Origin of the sequence: Streptomyces sp. NPDC086989 (genome assembly GCF_044745505.1) — a bacterium.
Classification (GTDB): Bacteria; Actinomycetota; Actinomycetes; order Streptomycetales; family Streptomycetaceae; genus Streptomyces.
Genome location: NZ_JBIVAL010000002.1, coordinates 516,565 through 539,190 on the forward strand (window position 1 = coordinate 516,565; position 22,626 = coordinate 539,190).

The window sequence follows — 22,626 nt, forward strand, 5'->3', positions numbered from 1 at the left end:
GCGTACGGAGAGCAGAAGTTGACGTATCTGTTGACGGTACCCAGAGCTGTGACGGCTCGCGACCGCAAGCGGACTGGGCAAGAAGGGGCACAGCGATGAAGGGCACTGTGGGCGAGCTGGGGGAGTTCGGGCTCATTCGGGAGCTCACCTCACGGCTCACCACCACCCCGGCGGTCCGGCTCGGACCGGGCGACGACGCCGCGGTCGTGTCGGCCCCCGACCGGCGGGTCGTGGCGAGCACGGACATCCTGCTCGAGGGCAGGCACTTCCGGCGCGACTGGTCCACGGCGTACGACGTCGGCCGCAAGGCCGCCGCGCAGAACCTCGCCGACATCGCCGCCATGGGCGCGGTGCCGACGGCCCTGCTGCTCGGCCTGGTCGTCCCGGCCGAGCTGCCGGTCACCTGGCCCACCGAGCTGATGGACGGCATCCGCGACGAGTGCCAGGTCGCCGGCGCGGCCGTGGTCGGCGGTGACGTCGTCCGCGGGGACGCCATCACCGTGGCGATCACCGCCCTCGGCGACCTGCGCAACCACGAGCCCGTGCTGCGCTCCGGCGCCCAGCCCGGCGACGTCGTGGCCGTCACGGGCTGGCTGGGCTGGTCCGCCGCCGGTTTCGCCGTGCTCTCGCGCGGCTTCCGCTCCCCGCGGGCTTTCGTCGAGGCGCACCGCCGCCCCGAGCCGCCGTACCACGCGGGCCCCGCGGCCGCCGGGCTCGGCGCCACCGCCATGACGGACGTCAGCGACGGCCTGATCGCCGACCTCGGCCACATCGCCGAGGCCAGCAAGGTGCGGATCGACCTGCGCTCGGCGGCCGTCGACATCCCGACGCAGATGCACGACATCGGGCAGGCCGTCGGCGTCGACCCCTTGCAGTGGGTGCTCACCGGAGGAGAAGATCACGCCATCGTGGCGACCTTCCCGCCCGACGTGAAGCTGCCGGCCCGGTGGAAGGTCATCGGGGAGGTGCTGAACCGGTCCGCGCTGCCCCAGGTGACCGTGGACGGCGCCCCCTGGACGAGCACCGGCGGCTGGGACCACTTCGGCTCCGACCCGTCCACCGAGGAGACCTCGCGATGACCGACGCGCCACCGCTGTGCCTGACCGTCGCCGGATCGGATTCCGGCGGTGGCGCCGGGATCCAGGCCGACCTCAAGACCATGCTGGCGCTCGGCGTGCACGGGATGAGCGTGGTGACGGCCGTGACCGCGCAGAACTCCCTCGGGGTCCAGGGCGTCTGGGAGCTGCCCGGCGAGGCCGTGAAGGCCCAGTACCGGGCCGTCGTCGACGACATCGGCGTCCAGGCGGTCAAGACCGGCATGCTGGCCTCCACCGCGCTGGTGGAGACGGTGGCCGAACTGCTGGCCGCCACCTCCGCCCCCGCCGTCGTGGACCCCGTCGGCGTCTCCAAGCACGGGGACGCGCTGCTCGCCGCCTCGGCGCTGGACGCCGTCCGCAAGGAGCTGCTGCCCCGGGCCACCGTGGCCACCCCCAACCTGGACGAGGTGACGCAGCTCACGGGCGTCGTCGTCGAGAGCGAGGACGACATGCGGCGGGCCGCCGACGCCGTGCTCGCGTACGGACCCGAGTGGGCGCTCGTCAAGGGCGGGCACCTGGCCGCCCACGGGAACGAGGCCGCCGACCTGCTCACCGACGGCGACACTCAGCTGTGGCTGCGGGCCCCGCGACACGACAACCGGCACACCCATGGCACCGGCTGCACCCTCGCCAGCGCGATCGCCGCGGGGCTCGCCAAGGGGCAGGACGTCCCGCAGGCCGTCATGGAGGCCAAGGAGTACGTGACCGGCGCCCTCGCCGCCGGCTTCGCGCTCGGCGGCGGCATCGGCCCGGTGGACCACGCCTGGCAGTGGCACCGCTGACGGCATCGCAACGGCGGAGGGCCACCGCGTCACGTGACGCGGTGGCCCTCCGCCGTTGCGGCCCTCACGCCCTGCCCGGGCGTGGCCGGGCAAGGCAAAAGGCCGGCCCACGAGGTGGACCGGCCTTCTTGGCAACCGGAAAGGGCTGCGCTACGACGGTTGGCGTCAGCGCGAGACCTTGCCGGCCTTGATGCACGAGGTGCAGACGTTGAGGCGCTTCGGCGTCCCACCGACCACGGCACGAACGCGCTGGATGTTCGGGTTCCAGCGACGAGAGGTGCGGCGGTGCGAGTGGGAGATGTTGTTGCCGAAGCTCGGCCCCTTGGCGCAAACGTCGCAGTTGGCAGCCACAGGTCACTCCAAAGACTTCAGATGCACTTACAGTGAAATCCGGCGCACCGGATCAGAAGTCTGAAGAAGTCTGAGTGGTTTGCCGGGGGAATGGCCCGACTTTCATCGGGCAACCGGAGCAGCATACAACGACTGCCTCGGTCCAAGAAAACTACCATGACTGCCGCCGGCCCCGCCCGCGAGCCCGGACGCCCGGCAGACCTTCGTTACCCTGCGGTGAACCCTGGCCCGCACGAGGAGGAACGCCCGGTGCCGCACGAGCCGCAGCCGCAGTCCCCCGACGAGCTCGACGCCGAAGCGGTGCGCACCTGGAGCTCACTGGCCGTGGCCGCACTGGGCCGGGCCCGCGAGGACATCGACGCGATCAACGTCTACCCGGTCGCGGACGCGGACACCGGCACCAACCTCTACCTGACCGCCGAATCGGCCGACCGCGCACTGGCCGAGGCCCTCGGGAACGCCCCCGCCGGCGTGAGCGGGACCACAGCGGACGGCCGGCCGGACACCGCGGCCCGGGTCTCCTCCCTCCCCACCCTCTCCCACGCCGTGCGGGCCTACGCGCACGGCGCCCTCATAGGCGCCCGCGGGAACTCCGGGACGATCCTGGCGCAGCTGCTGCGCGGTGTGGCCGACGTGCTCGGCGAGGAGCCCGGCGACGGCGCGCCCGGCCCGCTGCTGGCCCGGGCGCTGACCCGGGCCGCCGAGGAGGCCTACGCGGCCGTCGCGCACCCGGTGGAGGGCACCATGCTCACCATTGCCGCCGCCGCGGCCCGCGCCGGTGAGACGGCCGGCGCCGCCGCCGGGACCGCGGCCGACGTGGCCCTGGCCGCCTACGACGGGGCCCGCGCGGCCCTCGCCGACACCCCGGGGCAGCTGGCCGAGCTGGGCCGGGCCGGGGTCGTCGACGCGGGGGGCTGCGGGCTGGTCGCCGTACTCGGGGCGCTGTCGCAGGCGCTGTCCGGCCGGGAGCCCGCCGCCGAGGCCGTCCGCGGCCGGGCCGTGCCCGTACCGCAGCCGCCGCAGCCCTGCGACGCCGAGGAGCAGGGCGGCCCCGCGTACGAGGTGATCTACCTGCTGGAGGCCGCCGAGCCGGACGTGGCCCGGCTGCGCGAACGCCTCGACGGGCTCGGGGACTCCCTGGTGGTGGTCGGCGGCGACGGACTGTGGAACGTGCACGTCCACGTCGACGACCCCGGCGCCGCCGTGGAGGCCGGCGTCGTCGCCGGGCGGCCGTACCGGATCCGCATCACCCACTTCGGCGACGAGCGCCGCCGGGCGCGCGGGGAGCGCGTCCAGCGGGCCGTCGTCGCCGTGGTCCCGGGCGAGGGGCTGGCCGGACTGTGCGGGGAGGCGGGCGCCACCACGGTGCTCGCCCGGCCCGGCGAGGTCCCGGACACCGCCGAACTCGTCGACGCCATCCGCCGCGCGCACGCCCGCGAGGTGGTGCTGCTGCCCGGCGGCGCCGACCAGCGCGCCGCCGCGGCCGCCGCGGCCGAGCAGGCCCGCGCCGACGGCGTACGGGTCGCCGTGATCCCCACCCGGTCCGCGGTCCAGGGGCTGGCCGCCCTCGCCGTCCACGACCCGGAGGGCACCTTCGACGAGGACGTCGTCGCCATGACCGCGGCGGCCGGCGCCACCCGCTACGGGGAACTCGCCGTCGCCGAACGGCAGTCCTTCACCTCCGCCGGCATCTGCCAGGCCGGGGACGTGCTCGGACTCATCGACGGCGACGTCGCGGTCATCGGCTCCGGCCTCGACGACACCGCCCGAGCCGTCCTGGAGCGGATGCTGGGCTCCGGCGGCGAACTCGTCACCCTGGTCCTGGGACCGGAGGTGCCCGACTCCCTCGCCGCGCGCCTCGAGGCGTACGTACAGCAGGGACACCTGGCGGTGGACACGGTCACCTACCGCGGCGGACGGCACTGCGCGCCCCTCCTCATCGGGGTCGAATAGCCGGCTTGTCAGCGCGATGGTGTGCAATGAACACGTGCCCGCGCTCGACGAAGACCTCAAGAAGACGCTCGGCCCCGCCACCGCCAAGGTGCTGGCCGAGCAGCTCGGCCTGCACACGGCCCTGGACCTGCTCCACCACTACCCGCGGCGGTACGCCGAGCGCGGCGAGCTGACGTCGCTGGCCGAGCTCGCCGACCAGATCGACGAGCACGTGACGGTCGTCGCCCAGGTCGCCGACGCCCGGATCCTGACCTTCAACGGGGGCCGCGGCAAGCGCCTGGAGGTGACCATCACCGACGGCAGCGGCCGCCTCCAGCTGGTCTTCTTCGGGGCGGGCGTCCACAAGCCGCACAAGGACCTGCTGCCGGGCACCCGCGCCATGTTCGCGGGCAAGGTCGGCATGTTCAACCGCAAGCTCCAGCTCTCCCACCCCGCGTACGAGCCGCTCGGCGCGGACGCCTCCGACCGGGACGCCGCGACCGCCTTCGCGAACCAGCTCATCCCGATCTACCCGGCCTGCGCCAAGCTGGAGTCCTGGAAGATCGCCAAGTGCGTGGACGCCGTGCTGCCGAGCGCCCGGGACGCCGTGGACCCGCTGCCGGACGCCCTGCGCGAGGGCCGCGGACTGGTCCCGCTCACCGAGGCTCTGCTGAAGATCCACCGGCCGGCCACCAAGGCCGACATCGAGGACGCGCGGCAACGGCTGAAGTGGGACGAGGCCTTCGTCCTCCAGATCGCCCTGGCCCGCCGCCGGCACGCCGACTCCCAGCTCCCCGCCGTCCCCCGCCGCCCGGCACCGGGCGGCCTGCTCGACGCCTTCGACGCCAAGCTCCCCTTCACCCTCACCGAGGGCCAGCAGACCGTGTCCCGGGAGATCTTCGACGACCTGGCCACGGAACACCCCATGCACCGCCTCCTCCAGGGAGAGGTCGGCAGCGGCAAGACGATGGTGGCGCTGCGGGCCATGCTCGCCGTCGTCGACTGCGGCGGGCAGGCCGCCATGCTCGCCCCCACCGAGGTGCTCGCCCAGCAGCACCACCGCTCCATCACTGAGATGATGGGCGAACTGGCCGAAGGCGGCATGCTCGGCGGCTCCGACCAGGGCACCAAGGTCGTGCTGCTCACCGGCTCCATGGGGACGGCCGCGCGCCGCCAGGCCCTGCTCGACCTGGTCACCGGCGAGGCCGGCATCGTGATCGGCACGCACGCGCTCATCGAGGACAAGGTGCAGTTCCACGACCTCGGCCTGGTCGTCGTCGACGAGCAGCACCGCTTCGGCGTGGAGCAGCGCGACGCGCTGCGCTCCAAGGGCAAGCAGCCCCCGCACCTGCTCGTGATGACCGCGACCCCCATCCCGCGCACCGTCGCCATGACCGTCTTCGGCGACCTGGAGACCTCCGTCCTCGACCAGCTGCCCGCGGGCCGCTCCCCGATCGCCACCCACGTCGTACCGGCCAAGGACAAGCCGCACTTCCTGACCCGGACCTGGGAACGGGTGCGGGAGGAGGTCGAGAACGGGCACCAGGCGTACGTGGTCTGCCCCCGCATCGGAGACGAGGAGGAGCCGAAGAAGAAGGGCTCCGCGGAGGACGACGCCGAGAAGCGGCCGCCGCTCGCCGTCCTCGACATCGCCGCGCAGCTCACCCGCGGACCGCTCGCCGGACTGCCGGTGGAGGTCCTGCACGGCCGGATGGACCCGGCCGACAAGGACGACGTGATGCGCCGCTTCGCCGCCGGCGAGGTCAAGGTGCTCGTCGCCACCACCGTCATCGAGGTCGGGGTCAACGTCCCGAACTCCACCGTCATGGTGATCATGGACGCGGACCGGTTCGGCGTCTCCCAGCTCCACCAGCTGCGCGGCCGCGTCGGCCGCGGCTCCGCCCCCGGCCTGTGCCTGCTGGTCAGCGAGATGCACGAGGCGAGCCCCGCCCGGGCCCGGCTCGCCGCGGTCGCCGCCACCCTGGACGGCTTCGAGCTCTCCCGGATCGACCTGGAACAGCGCCGGGAGGGCGACGTGCTGGGCCAGGCCCAGTCGGGCGTGCGCTCCTCGCTGCGCATGCTCGCGGTCATCGAGGATGAGGAGGTCATCGCCCAGGCCCGGGAGGAGGCCACCCGCGTGGTCGCCGCCGACCCCGGGCTGGAGCGGCTGCCGGGCCTGCGGGTGGCCCTGGACGCCCTGCTGGACACCGAGCGGGAGCAGTACCTGGAGAAGGGCTGAGCGGTACCGCCCGGGGCCTTCCGCGGCGGTACGACCTATCGTTGGACTCCGCGGGGCCGGGCCGTACCCGCAGGACCCGCCGGCACCCACCACCCCACCACCGTCGTACCGAAGGACCCCAGATGACCCGCGTGATCGCCGGCAGCGCCGGCGGGCGACGGCTGACCGTGCCCCCGGGCACCGGCACCCGGCCGACCTCGGACCGGATGCGCGAAGGCCTCTTCTCGACCTGGGAGTCGCTGCACGGCGTCGAGGGGGCCCGCGTGCTCGACCTGTACGCAGGCTCCGGAGCCGTCGGCCTGGAAGCCCTCTCCCGCGGCGCCTCGCACGCGCTGCTGGTCGAGCCCGAGGCGAAGGCCGGCAAGGCGATCCGGGACAACATCAGGGCACTGGGCCTGCCCGGCGCCGAGTTCCGCGCGGGCAAGGCGGAGCAGGTCGTGGCGGTCCCGGCGGCCGGGGACCCGTACGACGTGGTGTTCCTGGACCCGCCGTACGCCGTCGGCCACGACGATCTTGGCGAGATCCTCCTCACACTCCGTGCCAATGGCTGGCTCACGGACGATGCGCTCGTCACCGTGGAGCGCGGTACGAGGAGCGGCGCGTTCCCGTGGCCCGAGGGCTTCGAGGCGCTGCGCTCCCGGAAGTACGGCGAGGGCACCCTTTGGTACGGTCGCGCCGCCTTCACCAGCGAAGACTCATGATGCCCGCATCGGAGAGCGAGGGACCCAAGTTGCGCCGAGCCGTCTGTCCCGGGTCATTCGACCCCATCACCAACGGACACCTCGACATCATCGGCCGGGCCTCCCGGCTCTACGACGTCGTGCACGTCGCCGTGATGATCAACCAGTCCAAGAAGGGGCTGTTCACGGTCGAAGAGCGGATCGAGCTGATCCGCGAGGCGACCGCCGGCTACGGGAACGTCGAGGTGGAGTCCTTCCACGGACTGCTCGTCGACTTCTGCAAGCAGCGCGACATCCCGGCCATCGTCAAGGGCCTGCGTGCCGTCAGCGACTTCGACTACGAGCTCCAGATGGCCCAGATGAACATGGGGCTCTCCGGCGTCGAAACGTTGTTCGTGCCGACCAACCCCACCTACAGCTTCCTGTCCTCCTCGCTGGTCAAGGAGGTCGCGGCCTGGGGCGGCGACGTCGCCCACCTGCTGCCGCCGCACGTGCACGCGGCGCTGACCGAGCGGCTCGCCGCCCGCTGACCGGCTGACGGGCCGTCAGTCGGTGCCGGGTGTTCACCCGGGGGCCTTACAGTCGTCCCGTCCGTCTCAGGAACCGCCCGAGGCCGAGAGAGTGCGAGCCCCCATGGACGTGCAGAAGAAGCTCGACGAGATCGTCGCGGCCGTCGGCGGCGCCCGGTCCATGCCCATGTCGGCCTCCTGCGTGATCAACCGCGCCGAACTGCTCGCGCAGCTGGAGGAGGTCCGCCAGGCGCTCCCCGGCTCGCTCGCGCAGGCTCAGGAGCTCATCGGCGGCCGCGAGCAGATGGTCGAGGACGCCCGCCGCGAGGCGGAGCGGATCATCGAGTCGGCGCACGCCCAGCGCGGTTCGCTGATCTCCGACACCGAGGTCGCGCGCCGTTCCCAGGCCGAGGCCGACCGGATCCTGGCGGACGCCCGCAGGGAGGCCGAGGAGATCCGGGCCGAGGCCGACGACTACGTCGACAGCAAGCTCGCGAACTTCGAGGTCGTGCTCACCAAGACCATCGGCTCCGTCGACCGCGGCCGCGAGAAGCTGCTGGGCCGCGGCCCGGGCCTGGACGACCAGGGGTATCCCGATGCGGACGCCCCGGAGCGCAGCCAGGACCCGGACACGCAGCGGCAGCAGGCCGACGCTTACGTGGACACCAAGCTGGCGACCTTCGAGGCGGTGCTCTCCAAGACCCTGGAGGCCGTCGGGCGGGGCCGTCAGAAGCTCCTGGGCCGGGTGCCCACGGACGACCTCGGCGAGCACATCGCGGCCCAGGACGCCGCCGGGGTGCAGCAGTCCCGGTCGGCGAGCGACGCGGACTTCCTGGCGGGCCTGGCGGAGCCGGCGGCACCCATGGCCCCCGCGATCCCGGCGCAGGCCCAGCAGGAGCCCGCGTACGACGCGTACGGCTACCAGCCGCAGCAGCTCCAGCAGCAGGACGGCTACGGCTACCAGGACCCCTACGCCTACCAGCAGCAGGTCCAGCAGCCGGACCCGTACGCGGCGCTGGGCTACGAGCAGCAGCCGGATCCGTACGCGGCCTACCAGCAGCAGCCGCAGGCTCCGCAGGTGCCGCAGCAGCAGTCGCAGCAGCAGTCGCAGCAGCCCGCGCTGGACGAGACCAGCTTCTTCGACACGAGCATGATCAACCTGGACCAGCTGCGCCAGTACGAACAGGGCCGCTGAGGCCGGATTGGGCTCAGAGCGAAGCGCCGGGTATCCTGGCTCTTCGGTCGCGCGTATGCACCGCGATCCATGCTGCCCACAGGTGCCCACCTGGGGGGCAACCTTGATCTTCAGCGATCTGTGAAAGCAGGAACGGCCCTGAATACCCGCCTCGACCACCGCAACCCCCTCGTGTTCGACACGCACGAGCTGGGCCGGCGTCCTGGTGCCATGCAGCGGCTGTCCCGTGAGATCGCGGCACCGGCGGACCTCGGTCTCGCCGGCGTCATCGGAGTGCCGGAGGGCGCCCCGGTGAAGCTCAGCCTCCGCATGGAGTCGGTCATGGAAGGGGTGCTTGTCACAGGCACCGCCCGTGCATCGGCCGTGGGGGAGTGCGTAAGGTGTCTGGAGTCCGTCGAGCGCGAGCTCAAGGCGGACTTCCAGGAGATGTTCTCGTACCCTGACGCCGACGACCGGGGCCGCTCAAAGGCGGAGCCGGCCGACGACGCCGAGGACGACGAGGACACGCTCTTCCTCGAGGACGGATTGTTCGACCTCGAACCCGTGCTGCGGGACGTGGTGGTGCTCGCACTGCCCATGCAGCCGGTGTGCCGGGAGGACTGTCTGGGACTGTGCCCCGATTGCGGGCTCAGCCTGAACGACGACCCGGACCACCACCATGACGCCGTCGACATCCGTTGGGCGGCATTGCAGGAACTCGTCGTGACCGATCAGGACGGCGAGAAGGACAACATGAGCGGCACTGCATCTGACGACGTTCAGAGCGCCGCCGAGAAGCAGGAGAAGTAGCCGTGGCTGTTCCGAAGCGGAAGATGTCGCGCAGCAACACGCGCCACCGCCGGTCGCAGTGGAAGGCTGCGGTCCCCACCCTGGTTTCGTGTGAGCGTTGCCAGGAGCCGAAGCTCCAGCACATCGCGTGCCCGAGCTGCGGCACCTACAACAAGCGCCAGGTCCTCGAGGTCTGAGCGGCTGGTGAGAGGCGCAATGTCTGAGCTGTCCAACGCTGAGAAGCAGGCAGACAGTAACAACGCGGCCTCGTCCCACACGCTTCTGGAAGGGCGGCTCGGGTATCGACTCGAGTCCGCCCTTCTGGTGCGTGCACTGACCCACCGCTCGTACGCGTACGAGAACGGCGGTCTGCCCACCAACGAGCGTCTGGAGTTCCTCGGGGACTCCGTGCTCGGCCTGGTGGTCACGGACACGCTGTACACCACCCACCCCGACCTGCCCGAAGGCCAGCTGGCCAAACTGCGGGCCGCGGTGGTCAACTCGCGCGCACTGGCGGAGGTCGGGCGCGGCCTCGACCTCGGCTCCTTCATCCGGCTCGGCCGGGGCGAAGAGGGCACGGGTGGCCGGGACAAGGCCTCCATCCTCGCCGACACCCTTGAAGCGGTGATCGGCGCGGTCTACCTCGACCAGGGCCTCGACGCGGCCTCGGAGCTGGTCCACCGGCTCTTCGACCCGCTCATCGAGAAGTCCTCGAACCTCGGGGCCGGCCTGGACTGGAAGACCAGTCTCCAGGAGCTCACGGCGGCGGAAGGCCTCGGCGTACCGGAATATCTGGTCACCGAGACCGGTCCGGACCACGAGAAGACCTTCACCGCTGCCGCCCGCGTCGGTGGTGTCTCGTACGGCACCGGCACCGGCCGCAGCAAGAAGGAAGCGGAACAGCAGGCAGCGGAGTCCGCCTGGCGCGGGATCCGTGCCAAGGCGGACGAGCGGATCGCGGCGGAAGCCGCGGCCACCGCCGCCGCCCAGGTCGTGGTGACGGCTCCGGCCGCCACCGCGGCCGAGGCCGAGGACGGCGGGTCGCCGACGCCCGCCGACCCGACGCCGAACGGCTGAACCCTCCCTTCGGGACATCCCGCCCGCCCCTGCAGCGCAGGGGCGGGCGGACCCGTTCCCGGCCCGGCGGGGGAGGCCGGTACGCTCCCCGGGAACGACCAGAACCACACCCCTCCGGAGGAACCGCGTGCCCGAGCTGCCCGAAGTCGAAGTCGTACGGCGCGGCTTGGAACGCTGGGTGGCCGGCCGGACCGTCGAGGCCGTCGAGGTGCTGCACCCGCGGGCGGTACGCCGCCACCCGGCGGGAGCCGCCGATTTCGCGGCGCGGCTGACGGGGGAGACGTTCGGCGTCCCGCAGCGGCGCGGGAAGTACCTGTGGCTGCCCCTGGAGCGGCGGGACCTGTCCGTGCTGGGGCACCTCGGGATGAGCGGCCAGCTCCTGGTCCAGCCCGAGGAGGCCGCGGACGAGAAGCACCTGCGCATCCGCGTGCGCTTCCGGGACGGCGCCGGGACCGAGCTCCGCTTCGTCGACCAGCGCACCTTCGGGGGGCTCTCGCTCCACGAGAACACCCCCGACGGGCTGCCCGACGTCATCGCGCACATCGCCCGGGACCCGCTGGACCCGCTGTTCGACGAGGCCGCCTACCACGCGGCGCTGCGCGTCAAGCGGACCACCGTCAAGCGGGCCCTGCTCGACCAGTCCCTGATCAGCGGCGTCGGCAACATCTACGCCGACGAGGCGCTGTGGCGGGCCAGGCTGCACTACGAGCGGCCCACCGCCACGCTGACGCGCCCCCGGAGCGCGGAACTCCTCGGCCACGTCCGGGACGTGATGAACGCGGCCCTCGAAGTCGGCGGCACCAGCTTCGACAGCCTCTACGTCAACGTGAACGGTGAGTCGGGCTACTTCGACCGTTCGCTCGACGCCTACGGACGCGAGGACGAGCCCTGCCGGCGCTGCGGCACCCCGATGCGGCGCCGCCCGTGGATGAACCGGTCCAGCTACTTCTGCCCGCGCTGTCAGCGCCCGCCGCGCGTGGCGTCGTAGGACTGCCGGGCGGTCAGCACCCGGGGCATGCTGCCTTCGAGGAAGTGGATGAGCGCGAGCAGCCGGTCGGCGATCTCGACGCCGAGCGGGGTCAGCTCGTAGTCGACGCGCGGCGGGTTCGTCGGCTGCGCCTCGCGGTGGACGATGCCGTCGCGCTCCAGCGCGTGCAGGGTCTGGGAGAGCATCTTCTCGCTCACGCCGTCGACCTTGCGGCGCAGCTCGTTGAAGCGGCACGAGCCGTCGCGCAGGGCGCCCACCGTGAGACTGCCCCAGCGGCCCGTGACGTGCTCCAGGGTCTCCCGGGACGGGCACGCGCGCGCGAAGGCGTCGAACGGCGGTTCTGTCTCCATGCCGACCAGCTTAACTCCGCGCAGCGCTTACCAGAAGCTTGCGCTGTCGGTCAGTAAGTGCTCGGTGGCGGGGCGCCGGGGCGGCTAGAAGCCGAAGTCCTGGGTCCACCAGGGGCCGCCGTCCGCGAAGTAGGCGCCGACGCCGAGGGTGCGGAACTCGCAGTTGAGGATGTTCGCCTTGTGGCCGGGGCTGTTCATCCACGCGTTCATGACCGCCTGGGCGTCGCCCTGGCCGCGCGCGATGTTCTCGCCGCCGAGCCCGCCCAGGCCCGCGTTGGCGGCGCGGTCCCAGGGTGTCCTGCCGTCGGGGTCGGTGTGGTCGAAGAAGCCGCGGGTGGCCATGTCCTTGCTGAAGGCGGCGGCCAGCGCCGCCAGCGGCGGGTTGGCCCGGACGGGACCGCAGCCGGCCTGCGCGCGCTCCTGGTTGACCAGGGTGAGCACGGCGGCCTCCTGCGCGGAGCGGCCGTCGTCGGGCTTCGTGGCGGGCGGGGTGGTGGGGGCCGGCGGCTTGGGGGTGGAGGGGGCCGGCGGCTTGGGGGCGGCCGTCTTCGGCGCAGCCGGCGCAGCCGGCGCAACCGGTACCCGGACCACGGGGGCCGGGCTCTGCGCGGGCTTCGCCGGCTCCTTGGCGGCCGGGGGCGTGGGAGCGGCCGGGGCCGGTGTGGAGGCGGCGGCGGGGGTGGGCTTGGCGGGCGTGGCGGAGGGGCTCGGCGAGGCCGACGGGGAGGCTGAGGCCGACGGGGAGAGCGAGGCCGACGGGGTGCGGGAGGCCGACGGGGACGGACCGCCCGCGTCGGAGCCCGCGGAGGCGCGGCCGGACAGGCTGGGCAGGCCGCCCCGCTGCTCGGCGACGGGCTTGGCGCTCGGCGAGGCCTCGGCCTGCGGCTTCGGAGCGGGGCTGTCCGCGCTGACGCCGACGTAGGGGAAGGACGTGCTGACCGGCACCACGCCGGTGGTCACGGCCGCCGTGCCGAGGGCCACTGCCACGGAGACGCCCAACAGGCCGGTGCGCACGAGGGTGCGGCGAGTGCCGTCGCGGCCCGGCGCGGCGTGGAGTCGGTGGCGTCCCATCGGCGACGTGCCCTTCCGTAAAGTCAAGATCATCCCTTACTCACCCAAATGGGTGAGTTCATTGGTGCGCGACTGTACGCGATGTGGCGCGGGGGCGATGTGAGCCGGACGACCCCGCCCGGTTAGCGTTCACGCATGAACGAAGACGTCCGCCTCACCGCGTGGGTGCGCGGCCGCGTACAGAGAGTGGGCTTCCGCTGGTTCACCAGGGCCAATGCCCTGGAGATCGGAGGGGTCGTCGGCTTCGCGCTCAACCTGGACGACGGGCGGGTACAGGTCGTGGCCGAAGGGCAACGTGAGAATTGCCACCGGCTCCTCGAGTGGCTGCGCTCCGCCGACACGCCCGGGAGGGTCGACGGGGTGACAGAGATCTGGGGCACACCGCGCGGTGGCTACGACGACTTCGCGATCCGATGACCGATCGACTGATCATGTACTGATCACACCTCCCAGGGGTCCGCACCCGGCCGGATCTGCACGTTCGCCGTCGACGCCTTGCCGCGCGCCGTGAACCGTGGAAGGCTTCGAGTGACGGACGATCTCCAGATCCCTTGGGAGACCCGGGCTGCCCGCCGATACGGGGCGTGATCGTGTTGACCGTCAAACTTTTTGGTGAGACGCTGGAAGCCCCGCGCACCTGAGCTGTTTGGCAGTGCTGGCAGTGTTAGCAAGAAACGCGTGCAGTGACTGACAGTCGCTGTCGGACATCCGCGGGTGCGATTCCCTCACGACCCACACCGCTTCGGTCGGTCACTCAGTGTGGAGGACCATCCATCATGGCAAAGGCGCTTCTCGGTTACGTCGGCGGTTCTGACCCGCGGCTCCTCGCCGAGATGCGACGGCTTCAGCAGCGCGTCCAGGACCTCGAGTCCGAGCTCGTACGGATTCAGTCCGAAAACGACGCGCTGAACGCGGCCGCCGCTCAGCACGGAGACTCGCTGCTGGACCGCATCGACATCGACGTACCCCAGGCGGAGCCTGCGCTCACCTGATCGCTCTCAACTCGTCGCTCGACTCCAGCCCCGCATGATCTGCAAGGGACGCTTCGGCGTCCCTTCTTTCTTGGGGCCTTTCCTGAGCGTTGGGCCAGGTGGGGGGCCGCCTCCCGCGAGGTCAGTTGTGCCGTACACCTTCATGGGTGAAACCGGACGCGGAAGGTAGAGTCCGGCGGCGTGCACCTCAAGTCCCTGACCCTCCGCGGCTTCAAGTCATTTGCCTCCGCAACCACCCTGCGCTTCGAGCCCGGCATCACCTGCGTCGTGGGCCCGAACGGCTCCGGCAAGTCCAACGTGGTGGACGCGCTGTCCTGGGTCATGGGGGAGCAGGGCGCCAAATCCCTGCGCGGCGGCAAGATGGAGGACGTCATCTTCGCCGGCACCACGGGGCGCCCGCCGCTCGGCCGGGCCGAGGTGTCACTGACCATCGACAACTCCGACGGCGCGCTGCCGATCGAGTACGCCGAGGTCACCATCACGCGGATCATGTTCCGCGGCGGCAGCAGCGAATACCAGATCAACGGCGACACCTGCCGGCTGCTCGACATCCAGGAGCTGCTCTCCGACTCCGGCATCGGCCGTGAGATGCACGTCATCGTCGGCCAGGGCCAGCTGGACTCCGTCCTGCACGCCGACCCGATGGGCCGGCGCGCCTTCATCGAGGAGGCCGCAGGCGTACTCAAGCACCGCAAGCGCAAAGAGAAGGCGCTGCGCAAGCTCGACGCGATGCAGGCCAACCTCGCACGCGTGCAGGACCTGAACGACGAACTGCGCCGCCAGCTCAAGCCGCTGGGACGGCAGGCCGCGGTGGCCCGGCGGGCCGCCGTCATCCAGGCCGACCTGCGCGACGCACGTCTGCGGCTGCTCGCCGACGACCTGGTCGCGCTGCGGGGTGCGCTCGACGCGGAGATCGCGGACGAGGCGGCGCTGAAGGAGCGCAAGGAGGCGGCCGAGGCACAGCTGGCGCAGGCGCTGCGGCGCGAGGCGGAGCTGGAGGAAACGGTGCGGCAGCTGTCACCGCGGCTCCAGCGGGCGCAGCAGACCTGGTACGAGCTGTCCCAGCTGGCCGAGCGCGTACGGGGGACCGTGTCCCTGGCCGACGCGCGGGTCAAGTCGGCCTCGGCGCCGGCGGAGGAGGAGCGGCGCGGCCGCGACCCCGAGGACATGGAACGGGAGGCCGAGCGCATCCGCGAGCAGGAGGCGGAGCTGACGGCCGCGCTGGAGGCGGCTTCGCGGGCCCTGGAGGACACCGTGGAGCACCGGGCCCGGCTGGAGCGGTCGCTGGCCGAGGAGGAGCGGCGGCTGCGGGACGCCGCGCGGGCCATCGCCGACCGGCGCGAGGGCCTGGCCCGGCTCACGGGACGGCTGGGCGCCGCCCGCTCCCGGGCCGGCGCCGCGCAGGCGGAGATCGAGCGGCTGGTGACGGCGCGGGACGGGGCCGAGACCAGGGCCGCGGCCGCGCAGGCGGAGTACGAGGCGCTGGCCGAGGAGGTCGGCGGGCTCGAAGACCCGGCGGTGGACGCGGAGTATGCGGCGGCGCGGGCGGAACTCGCCGCTGCGGAGGCCGCGCTGGCCGAGGCGCGGGACGCGGCGACGGCCGCGGAGAGGTCGCGGGCGGCGGTGGCGGCGCGGCGGGACGCACTGGCGCTCGGACTGCGCAGGAAGGACGGCACGGGAGCACTGCTGGCGGCGCGGGAGCGGCTGGCGGGGCTGCTGGGGCCCGCGGCGGAGCGGCTGGCGGTGTCCCCGGGGTACGAGGTCGCCGTGGCGGCGGCGCTGGGCGCGGCAGCGGATGCGCTGGCGGTGTCCTCGCCGCAGGCCGCGGCCGAGGCCATCCGGCACCTGCGGACCACCGACTCCGGCCGGGCCACCCTCCTGATCGCTCCGCCGCCGGCGGGGATCCCGGCCCCGGGCCAGGGCGAGTCCCGGCCCGAGGCGGGTTCGCCCTCCGGGGTGCCCGTCCCGGGGCAGAGCCCCGTCGGCGCTGATGCCGCGGATGCGGTGGGCCGTTCGGTCACGAGCCCGCTTCCGGGTGGTGCCACGGACGCCGCGGCTCGGGTGGGTTCGCCCTCCGGGACGCTCTTCCCGGGGGAGGGCGCCGTCGGTGCGGATGCCGTGGATGCGGTGGGCCGTTCGGCCATGGGCCCGCTTCCGGGCCGGGCCGGGGGCCCGGGCGGTGCCACGGCCGCCACGCCCCCGGCGGCCCGTTCGGTCACGAGGCCGCTTCCGGGCGGTGCCACGGATGCTCCGGCCCGGGCGGGTTCGCCCTCCGGGGTGCCCTTCCCGGGGCAGGGCGGCGCCGTCGGTGCGGATGCCGTGGATGCGGTGGGCCGTTCGGCCGAGCCCCCCGTCCCGGGGGAGTGCGCGGCCGACGGCGCCGGGCCGGAGGCCGCCTTCCCTCACCCCGCCCCTTCCCCGGACCCCGGCTCTGCGGCGTTGTCGGCCGCGGGGCTGGTGCAGGGGGATGCCGGGGTCGTGCGGGCGGCGGGGTGGGTGCTGCGCGACTACGTCGTCGTCGGGAGCCTCGACGAGGCCGAGCGCGTCGTCGCTGCGCGGCCCGAGCTCGTCGCCGTGACCCTCGACGGGGACGTCCTCGGCGCGCACCTCGCGCACGGCGGCTCCGCCGGGGCCCCCAGCCTGATCGAGGTGCAGGCCGCCGTCGACGAGGCGGCCGCCGAACTGGAGCGGCTGGACGGCCGGTGCCGGGACCTGGGCGCGGCCCAGGACGCCGCCCGGGAGCTGCGCCGGGAACTCGTCGCACGGGTCGAGGAGACCGGCGAGCGCCGCCGGGCCGGGGAGCAGGCCCGGGCCGGGGTGGCCCAGCAGCTGGGGCGGCTCGCCGGCCAGGCGAAGGGCGCGGCCGGGGAGGCCGAGCGCAGTGCCGCGGCCGCCGCCAAGGCGCAGGACGCGCTGGAGCAGGCGCTGGCCGACGTCGAGGAGTGCGCCGAACGGCTGGCCGTCGCCGAGGAGACGCCCGTGGAGGAGGAGCCCGACAGCGCGGTGCGGGACCGGCTCGCGGCCGACGGGGCCAACGCCCGGCAGACCGAGATGGAGGCCCGTCTCCAGCTGCGGACGCACGAGGAGCGGGTCAAGGGCCTGGCCGGCCGGGCCGACGCGCTCGACCGTGGCGCCCGTGCGGAGCGCGAGGCCCGGGCCCGCGCCGAGCGGCGCCGGGCACGGCTGCGCCACGAGGAGGAGGTGGCCCGGGCGGTCGCCGACGGCGCCCGGCAGCTGCTCGCGCACCTGGAGGTCTCGCTGCGCCGGGCCGAGCAGGAGCGCGCCGCGGCCGAGCAGGCCAAGGGGCTGCGCGAGCGGGAGCTCGGCGAGGCCCGGTCGCGGGGCCGCGACCTCAAGGGCGAGCTCGACAAGCTCACCGACTCGGTGCACCGCGGGGAGGTGCTCGGCGCCGAGAAGCGGCTGCGCATCGAGCAGGTGGAGGCGCGTGCGCTGGAGGAGTTCGGGATGGAGGCGGCGGGGCTCGTCGCCGAGTACGGCCCGGACCAGCCGGTGCCGCCGAGCCCGCCCGCCGAGGGGGAGACCCCGGACGGGGCCGCCGAGCCGGGTCCCTTCGTACGCGCGCAGCAGGAGAAGCGGCTGAAGGCGGCCGAGCGCGCGTACCAGCAGCTCGGCAAGGTCAACCCGCTCGCCCTGGAGGAGTTCGCGGCACTGGAGGAGCGCCACCGGTTCCTGAGCGAGCAGTTGGAGGACCTGCGCAAGACCCGGGCCGATCTCCTTCAGGTCGTGAAGGAGGTCGACGAGCGCGTCGAGCAGGTGTTCACGGAGGCGTACCGGGACACGGCCCGGGAGTTCGAGGGGGTGTTCTCGCGGCTGTTCCCCGGTGGCGAGGGCCGGCTGATCCTCACCGACCCCGACAACATGCTGACGACCGGCGTCGACGTGGAGGCCCGGCCGCCGGGGAAGAAGGTCAAGCGGCTCTCGCTGCTCTCGGGCGGAGAGCGGTCGTTGACGGCCGTTGCGCTGCTGGTCTCCATCTTCAAGGCCCGCCCCAGCCCGTTCTACGTGATGGACGAGGTCGAGGCGGCGCTCGACGACACCAACCTGCAGCGGCTGATCCGGATCATGGAGGAGCTCCAGGAGAGCTCGCAGCTGATCGTGATCACGCACCAGAAGCGGACGATGGAGGTCGCCGACGCGCTGTACGGCGTCTCCATGCAGGGCGACGGCGTCTCGAAGGTCATCAGTCAGCGTCTTCGTTGATCTTTCACTTCATTTAGTGAACGCACTTCGCTAGGGCTCTCTGTTCTGCTCTGTGAATAATCGGGTTCATCCCTCCTATTGACTTCAGAAAGTGAAGCCATAGGCTCTGCTGTGCCGTGTTGACGTTCAGGTGGTGGCAAGCAGTTTGCTGTGCGCCACTAGAGGAACACGAGCAAGCAACAACGAGATCCCCCAGACAGCCCGCCGTCGCCGCCGGGCCCAGGAGCGCACCTTGACCAGCACAGCGAACGCACCCGCGTCAGGCGGTGGAAGCGCGTCCCAGCCCGACCACCTCGGCCACGTCATCTTCATCACCGCGGCCGCGGCCATGGGCGGCTTCCTCTTCGGCTACGACAGCTCCGTCATCAACGGCGCCGTGGAGGCCATCCGCGACCGCTTCGACGTCGGATCGGCCGCACTCGCCCAGGTGATCGCCGCCGCCCTGATCGGCTGCGCGCTGGGCGCCGCCACCGCCGGCCGCATCGCCGACCGGATCGGCCGCATCCGCTGCATGCAGATCGCCTCCGTCCTGTTCACCGCGAGCGCCATCGGCTCGGCCCTTCCCTTCGCCCTCTGGGACCTCGCCACCTGGCGGGTCATCGGCGGCTTCGGGATCGGCATGGCCTCGGTCATCGGCCCCGCCTACATCGCCGAGGTCTCCCCGCCCGCCTACCGCGGCCGGCTGGCCTCCTTCCAGCAGGCGGCCATCGTCATCGGCATCGCCGTCTCGCAGCTGGTCAACTGGGGCATCCTCAACCTCGCCAACGGCGAACAGCGCGGCGAGATCGGCGGCCTGGAAGCCTGGCAGTGGATGCTCGGCGTGATGGTCGTCCCGGCCGTCCTCTACGGCGTGCTGTCCTTCGCCATCCCCGAATCCCCGCGCTTCCTGGTCTCGGTCGGCCGCACGGAGAAGGCCAAGGAGGTCCTGCGGGACGTCGAGGGCAAGGGCATCGACGCCGACGCCCGCGTACGCGAGATCGACCGCGCCATGCGCTCCGAGCACAAGTCCACCTTCCGGGACCTGCTCGGCGGCCGCTTCGGCTTCCTGCCCATCGTGTGGGTCGGCATCGGCCTCTCCGTCTTCCAGCAGCTCGTGGGCATCAACGTGATCTTCTACTACAGCTCCTCGCTGTGGCAGTCGGTCGGCATCGACCCGAGCTCCTCGTTCCTGTACTCCTTCGAGACGTCCGTCGTGAACATCATCGGTACGGTGATCGCGATGGTCTTCGTGGACCGGCTCGGCCGCAAGCCCCTGGCGCTCATCGGCTCCGTCGGCATGGCCCTGTCGCTCGGGACGGCGGCCTGGGCGTTCTCGTTCAAGTCCGGAACCGGCGACGACATCTCCCTGCCGCACGCGCAGGGCATCGTGGCCCTGGTCGCCGCCAACTTCTTCGTGCTCTTCTTCGCCCTGTCCTGGGGCGTGGTGGTCTGGGTGCTGCTCGGCGAGATGTTCCCCGGCCGCATCCGCGCCGCGGCCCTCGGCGTGGCGGCGTCCGCCCAGTGGATCGCCAACTGGCTCATCACCGTCACGTTCCCGTCGCTGTCCGACTGGAACCTGTCGGGCGCCTACGTGATCTACACGTTCTTCGCCGTGCTCTCGATCCCGTTCATCCTCAAATGGGTGCCGGAGACCAAGGGCAAGGCGTTGGAGGAGATGGGGTAACCACCCCCGCCAACACCCCCTCTCCTCTTACGGCAGGTGCTGCCCCCGCTCAGACCCTGAGCCGGGGCAGCACCTGTTCGCACAGCAGGTGCAGGCTGCGCCAGCCCTCGTCCAGCGGCATCCCGCCGCACAGCGGGTGCAGCACCAGGTTCCCCGCCTCGCCCGCACGCCCGGCGTACGCGACCGCCTCGTCCGGGGTCAGCACCCGGTACACGCCCTCCGCCCGCAGCTCCGCCACCGAGCGCGCGGCCGACCGTACGGCGCTGCGGATGTCCTTCGACTGCCACGACGCGTACGTGCCCGCCTCGTGCAGGAAGTGCTCCCCGAACTCGGCCCACACCCGGTCCGGGTCCTCCGCGACGTGCAGCAGCGGGGTCTCGGCCGCGGGCATCATGCAGAAGCCCTGCGTCCCGTGCTCCGCGAGCTGCTCCTGGTAGTACGCCTCCAGCTCCGGCAGGTGCGCGCTGGGGAAGAACGGCAGCCCGAGCCGGGCCGCGCGCCGGGCCGCCGCCTTGGAGCTGCCGCCGACCAGGAGCATCGGGTGCGGCTGTGTGAACGGCCGCGGGGTGACCCGTACCGTGCGGCCCCGGTACTCGAACGGCTCACCGGTCCACGCCTTCAGCAGCGTTTCCAGCAGCTCGTCCTGGAGCCTGCCGCGCCGGCCCCACTCGACGCCGTGCTGCTCGTACTCCTCAGGCCGGTAGCCGATGCCCGCGACCGTCACCAGGCGACCGCCGCTCAGCAGGTCCAGGACCGCGATGTCCTCGGCGGCCCTCAGCGGGTCGTACAGCGGCCCGATGATCGCCGAGACCGTGACCGCGATCCGGCGGGTGGCGCCGAAGACCGCACCCGCGAAGGCGAACGGCGAGGGCAGCCAGTTGTTCGTCGTGCCGTGGTGCTCCTCGGTCTGGACGGTGTCGATCCCGCGGTCGTCCGCGTACCTCGCCATCTCCAGGGCGGCCCTGTAGCGGGCGGCGAGCGTCTCGGGGGTCCCGTTCGGATCGACGAGATTGAACCGGGCCACGGTGATGGGCATGGAGAAGTCCCCCTTCGCCGGATGTGGGTGGGCGGGCGAAGGGGGACGCTAGCTGACGTGGCGTCAGTTGGACAGGGATCCGGCGGCGACGGGTGCGGGCTCCTCGGCCCCGGGGCCCGCCGGAGCCGCCGTGCGCGGCAGCACCGCGTACAGCACGCCGGAGGTGACGACGCCCGCCGCCCAGCCCAGGCCGTTGCGCCCGACCCAGGTGCCGGCCAGCGGCCCGCCGAACCAGTCGACCTTGGTGAACAGCAGCCCGACGACCAGAGCCACGCCCCACGCGGTCATGGCCTGCCAGGCGAACCCGCCCCGGTACCAGTAGGCGCTGGAGGGGGTGGTGTCCAGCAGCGCGGCGCCGTCGTACGAGGGCCGGCGCAGCATGTCGACCCCGAACACGCCGATCCACGCGGAGAAGGCCACGGCGAGCAGCGTCAGGAACGAGATGAACGAGCCGAAGAAGCTGGTCGCGACCACCATCAGGAGGAAGCCGAAGACCAGGCTGATGACCGCGTTGACGCTGACGGCCGCCGCGCGCGGGACCTTGACGCCCAGGGTCTGCGCCGTGAAGCCGGCCGAGTACATGGACATCGAGTTGATCAGCAGCATGCCGACGAGCGCGATCAGCAGGTACGGCACCGCGATCCAGGCGGGCAGCAGATTGCCGATGAAGGAGACCGGGTCCTGCGCCGTGGCCAGGTCCGGGGTGCCCACCGCCATGACCGCGCCCATCAGCACCATCGGGATCACGACGACGGCCGCGCCGCCGATCGTCGCGCCGACCACGCCCCGGGAAGAGGCCGTGCGCGGCAGGTAGCGGGTGAAGTCCGGGCCGGACGGGACCCAGCTGATGCCGCCCGCGGCGATTGTGCCGATACCGGCGATCATCATCGCGGTCGAACCGGCAGGCTTGGCGAAGACGGCGGACCAGTCGCTCTCCACGACCAGATAGCCGAGCACCAGCACGCTGAATGCGCCGAAGAGGTACGTCGACCAGGTCGAGCAGACGCGCAGCGCGCTGATGCCGAGGCCGGACACCAGGAAGGTGCAGCCGACGAAGAGCAGCAGGGTGACCACGATCAGCGCGGTGTTCTTCCGCACGCCGAACAGCAGGTCCACAACGGTGAGCACGGCGAACGCTCCGCTGACCGCGTTGATGGTCTCCCAGCCCCAGCGGGCGACCCAGATCAGGGCGCCGGGGAAGAGGTTTCCGCGCTGGCCGAACACGGCTCGCGAGAGCGCCATGCCGGGGGAGCCGCCGCGCTTCCCGGCGATCGAGATCAACCCGACGAGCCCGTACGAGACGACGGGCGCGGCGATCGCGACGACCAGCACCTGCCAGATGTTGAGCTGGTTGAAGATCACCAGGCCGGCGCCCATCGTCAGCAGCAGCACGCTGATGTTGGCGGCGACCCAGGTGGGCACGAGCTCGCGGACCCTGCCGGTGCGCTCGCCGTCCGGGACGGGTTCGAGTCCGCGGGTCTCGACCGACGTCTCGGTCGGCGGCTGTGTCGCGCCGTGTATCGCGCCGTCGGCGGGCTCGGCAGGCATGCAGTACTCCGGGTGGGCGGGGCGTACGGGGAAGTCGCCCATCATCGTAGATGTGCCGCCAAGTCCACAAATAGGGGCTTACGGACCGGCCGGTACCGCCGGATCCGGGGGGCCGGGGCCGCCGTGG

Annotated in this window: 20 protein-coding genes; 15 read left to right on the top strand and 5 right to left on the bottom strand. The window is 72.4% G+C overall.

The genetic code is table 11. From position 1 onward, the window contains the following. The first annotated feature begins 95 nt into the window (after positions 1 to 95). Both ACIPK4_RS06080 and thiD read left to right on the top strand, forming a co-directional pair. Positions 96 to 1,079 carry a thiamine-phosphate kinase gene (locus ACIPK4_RS06080; protein ID WP_054226466.1) on the top strand — a complete coding sequence of 328 codons (984 nt, stop codon included), beginning with the start codon at positions 96 to 98 and terminating at the stop codon, positions 1,077 to 1,079. Further along, positions 1,076 to 1,879, top strand: coding sequence for a bifunctional hydroxymethylpyrimidine kinase/phosphomethylpyrimidine kinase (thiD, locus tag ACIPK4_RS06085; protein ID WP_376205426.1), 804 nt, complete (start codon positions 1,076 to 1,078; stop codon positions 1,877 to 1,879). Before ACIPK4_RS06080 ends, thiD begins: the two co-directional genes overlap by 4 nt. Positions 1,880 to 2,044: 165 nt before the next feature. On the opposite strand, the gene rpmB is transcribed toward thiD, so the two are convergent. Then, positions 2,045 to 2,230 (bottom strand): 50S ribosomal protein L28, encoded by a 186-nt coding sequence (rpmB, locus tag ACIPK4_RS06090; RefSeq protein ID WP_082410959.1) that lies wholly within the window; start codon positions 2,228 to 2,230, stop codon positions 2,045 to 2,047. A gap of 156 nt (positions 2,231 to 2,386) precedes the next feature. On the opposite strand from rpmB, the gene ACIPK4_RS06095 reads away from it, so the two are divergent. The 9 genes from ACIPK4_RS06095 (at position 2,387) to mutM (ending at position 11,618) form a co-directional block, all read left to right on the top strand. After that, a complete protein-coding gene (locus tag ACIPK4_RS06095; protein ID WP_402309567.1) occupies positions 2,387 to 4,183 on the top strand; it encodes a DAK2 domain-containing protein in 1,797 nt (598 codons plus the stop codon). A 16-nt stretch (positions 4,184 to 4,199) separates the two neighbouring features. Beyond that, positions 4,200 to 6,401: an ATP-dependent DNA helicase RecG gene (gene recG, locus ACIPK4_RS06100; RefSeq protein ID WP_402309568.1), complete on the top strand. Its 2,202-nt coding sequence runs from the start codon at positions 4,200 to 4,202 to the stop codon at positions 6,399 to 6,401. Between the two features lie 122 nt (positions 6,402 to 6,523). Continuing rightward, positions 6,524 to 7,102 carry a 16S rRNA (guanine(966)-N(2))-methyltransferase RsmD gene (rsmD, locus tag ACIPK4_RS06105; protein ID WP_054226470.1) on the top strand — a complete coding sequence of 193 codons (579 nt, stop codon included), beginning with the start codon at positions 6,524 to 6,526 and terminating at the stop codon, positions 7,100 to 7,102. 29 nt (positions 7,103 to 7,131) lie between these two features. After that, on the top strand, positions 7,132 to 7,611 hold the full coding sequence (gene coaD / locus ACIPK4_RS06110; RefSeq protein WP_376201508.1) for a pantetheine-phosphate adenylyltransferase: 480 nt from the start codon (positions 7,132 to 7,134) through the stop codon (positions 7,609 to 7,611). 103 nt (positions 7,612 to 7,714) lie between these two features. Continuing rightward, entirely contained in the window at positions 7,715 to 8,785 is a 1,071-nt protein-coding gene (locus tag ACIPK4_RS06115; RefSeq protein WP_402309569.1) for a DivIVA domain-containing protein, read from the top strand. A 138-nt stretch (positions 8,786 to 8,923) separates the two neighbouring features. Continuing rightward, the gene (locus ACIPK4_RS06120) at positions 8,924 to 9,574 is read left to right on the top strand and encodes a DUF177 domain-containing protein (protein WP_376201511.1); all 651 of its coding nucleotides are present in this window, start codon (positions 8,924 to 8,926) and stop codon (positions 9,572 to 9,574) included. Positions 9,575 to 9,576: 2 nt separating this feature from the next. After that, positions 9,577 to 9,750 carry a 50S ribosomal protein L32 gene (rpmF, locus tag ACIPK4_RS06125; RefSeq protein WP_003965982.1) on the top strand — a complete coding sequence of 58 codons (174 nt, stop codon included), beginning with the start codon at positions 9,577 to 9,579 and terminating at the stop codon, positions 9,748 to 9,750. Positions 9,751 to 9,769: 19 nt separating this feature from the next. Continuing rightward, positions 9,770 to 10,630, top strand: coding sequence for a ribonuclease III (gene rnc / locus ACIPK4_RS06130; RefSeq protein ID WP_402309570.1), 861 nt, complete (start codon positions 9,770 to 9,772; stop codon positions 10,628 to 10,630). A gap of 127 nt (positions 10,631 to 10,757) precedes the next feature. Then, entirely contained in the window at positions 10,758 to 11,618 is an 861-nt protein-coding gene (mutM, locus tag ACIPK4_RS06135) for a bifunctional DNA-formamidopyrimidine glycosylase/DNA-(apurinic or apyrimidinic site) lyase (protein ID WP_402309571.1), read from the top strand. Here mutM and ACIPK4_RS06140 read toward each other — a convergent pair. Further along, positions 11,591 to 11,968: a winged helix-turn-helix transcriptional regulator gene (locus tag ACIPK4_RS06140; RefSeq protein WP_376201489.1), complete on the bottom strand. Its 378-nt coding sequence runs from the start codon at positions 11,966 to 11,968 to the stop codon at positions 11,591 to 11,593. The genes mutM and ACIPK4_RS06140 overlap by 28 nt on opposite strands. 84 nt (positions 11,969 to 12,052) lie before the next feature. Further along, on the bottom strand, positions 12,053 to 13,039 hold the full coding sequence (locus ACIPK4_RS06145; protein WP_402309572.1) for a CAP domain-containing protein: 987 nt from the start codon (positions 13,037 to 13,039) through the stop codon (positions 12,053 to 12,055). A gap of 135 nt (positions 13,040 to 13,174) precedes the next feature. On the opposite strand from ACIPK4_RS06145, the gene ACIPK4_RS06150 reads away from it, so the two are divergent. The 4 genes from ACIPK4_RS06150 to ACIPK4_RS06165 all read left to right on the top strand — a co-directional run bounded on the left by ACIPK4_RS06150 (position 13,175) and on the right by ACIPK4_RS06165 (position 19,915). Beyond that, positions 13,175 to 13,456: an acylphosphatase gene (locus tag ACIPK4_RS06150; protein WP_054226477.1), complete on the top strand. Its 282-nt coding sequence runs from the start codon at positions 13,175 to 13,177 to the stop codon at positions 13,454 to 13,456. 359 nt (positions 13,457 to 13,815) lie between these two features. Further along, positions 13,816 to 14,031 carry a hypothetical protein gene (locus ACIPK4_RS06155; protein WP_030162422.1) on the top strand — a complete coding sequence of 72 codons (216 nt, stop codon included), beginning with the start codon at positions 13,816 to 13,818 and terminating at the stop codon, positions 14,029 to 14,031. A gap of 180 nt (positions 14,032 to 14,211) precedes the next feature. Then, the gene (locus tag ACIPK4_RS06160; protein ID WP_402309573.1) at positions 14,212 to 18,252 is read left to right on the top strand and encodes an AAA family ATPase; all 4,041 of its coding nucleotides are present in this window, start codon (positions 14,212 to 14,214) and stop codon (positions 18,250 to 18,252) included. Positions 18,253 to 18,484: 232 nt separating this feature from the next. Then, on the top strand, positions 18,485 to 19,915 hold the full coding sequence (locus ACIPK4_RS06165; RefSeq protein WP_402309574.1) for a sugar porter family MFS transporter: 1,431 nt from the start codon (positions 18,485 to 18,487) through the stop codon (positions 19,913 to 19,915). Positions 19,916 to 19,964: 49 nt separating this feature from the next. On the opposite strand, the gene ACIPK4_RS06170 is transcribed toward ACIPK4_RS06165, so the two are convergent. Further along, positions 19,965 to 20,951, bottom strand: coding sequence for an LLM class flavin-dependent oxidoreductase (locus ACIPK4_RS06170; protein WP_402309575.1), 987 nt, complete (start codon positions 20,949 to 20,951; stop codon positions 19,965 to 19,967). Positions 20,952 to 21,014: 63 nt separating this feature from the next. Beyond that, positions 21,015 to 22,499: a cytosine permease gene (locus ACIPK4_RS06175; protein ID WP_402309577.1), complete on the bottom strand. Its 1,485-nt coding sequence runs from the start codon at positions 22,497 to 22,499 to the stop codon at positions 21,015 to 21,017. Between the last annotated feature and the right edge of the window lie 127 nt (positions 22,500 to 22,626).

What these genes read in the sequence shown, in the direction of transcription:
- ACIPK4_RS06080 (WP_054226466.1), top strand. Translation starts at nt 96, where the DNA reads ATGAAGGGCACTGTGGGCGAGCTGGGGGAGTTCGGGCTCATTCGGGAG.
- thiD (WP_376205426.1), top strand. Translation starts at nt 1,076, where the DNA reads ATGACCGACGCGCCACCGCTGTGCCTGACCGTCGCCGGATCGGATTCC.
- ACIPK4_RS06095 (WP_402309567.1), top strand. Translation starts at nt 2,387, where the DNA reads ATGACTGCCGCCGGCCCCGCCCGCGAGCCCGGACGCCCGGCAGACCTT.
- recG (WP_402309568.1), top strand. Translation starts at nt 4,200, where the DNA reads ATGGTGTGCAATGAACACGTGCCCGCGCTCGACGAAGACCTCAAGAAG.
- rsmD (WP_054226470.1), top strand. Translation starts at nt 6,524, where the DNA reads ATGACCCGCGTGATCGCCGGCAGCGCCGGCGGGCGACGGCTGACCGTG.
- ACIPK4_RS06115 (WP_402309569.1), top strand. Translation starts at nt 7,715, where the DNA reads ATGGACGTGCAGAAGAAGCTCGACGAGATCGTCGCGGCCGTCGGCGGC.
- rnc (WP_402309570.1), top strand. Translation starts at nt 9,770, where the DNA reads ATGTCTGAGCTGTCCAACGCTGAGAAGCAGGCAGACAGTAACAACGCG.
- ACIPK4_RS06140 (WP_376201489.1), bottom strand. Translation starts at nt 11,968, where the DNA reads ATGGAGACAGAACCGCCGTTCGACGCCTTCGCGCGCGCGTGCCCGTCC.
- ACIPK4_RS06145 (WP_402309572.1), bottom strand. Translation starts at nt 13,039, where the DNA reads ATGGGACGCCACCGACTCCACGCCGCGCCGGGCCGCGACGGCACTCGC.
- ACIPK4_RS06150 (WP_054226477.1), top strand. Translation starts at nt 13,175, where the DNA reads ATGAACGAAGACGTCCGCCTCACCGCGTGGGTGCGCGGCCGCGTACAG.
- ACIPK4_RS06155 (WP_030162422.1), top strand. Translation starts at nt 13,816, where the DNA reads ATGGCAAAGGCGCTTCTCGGTTACGTCGGCGGTTCTGACCCGCGGCTC.
- ACIPK4_RS06170 (WP_402309575.1), bottom strand. Translation starts at nt 20,951, where the DNA reads ATGCCCATCACCGTGGCCCGGTTCAATCTCGTCGATCCGAACGGGACC.
- ACIPK4_RS06175 (WP_402309577.1), bottom strand. Translation starts at nt 22,499, where the DNA reads ATGCCTGCCGAGCCCGCCGACGGCGCGATACACGGCGCGACACAGCCG.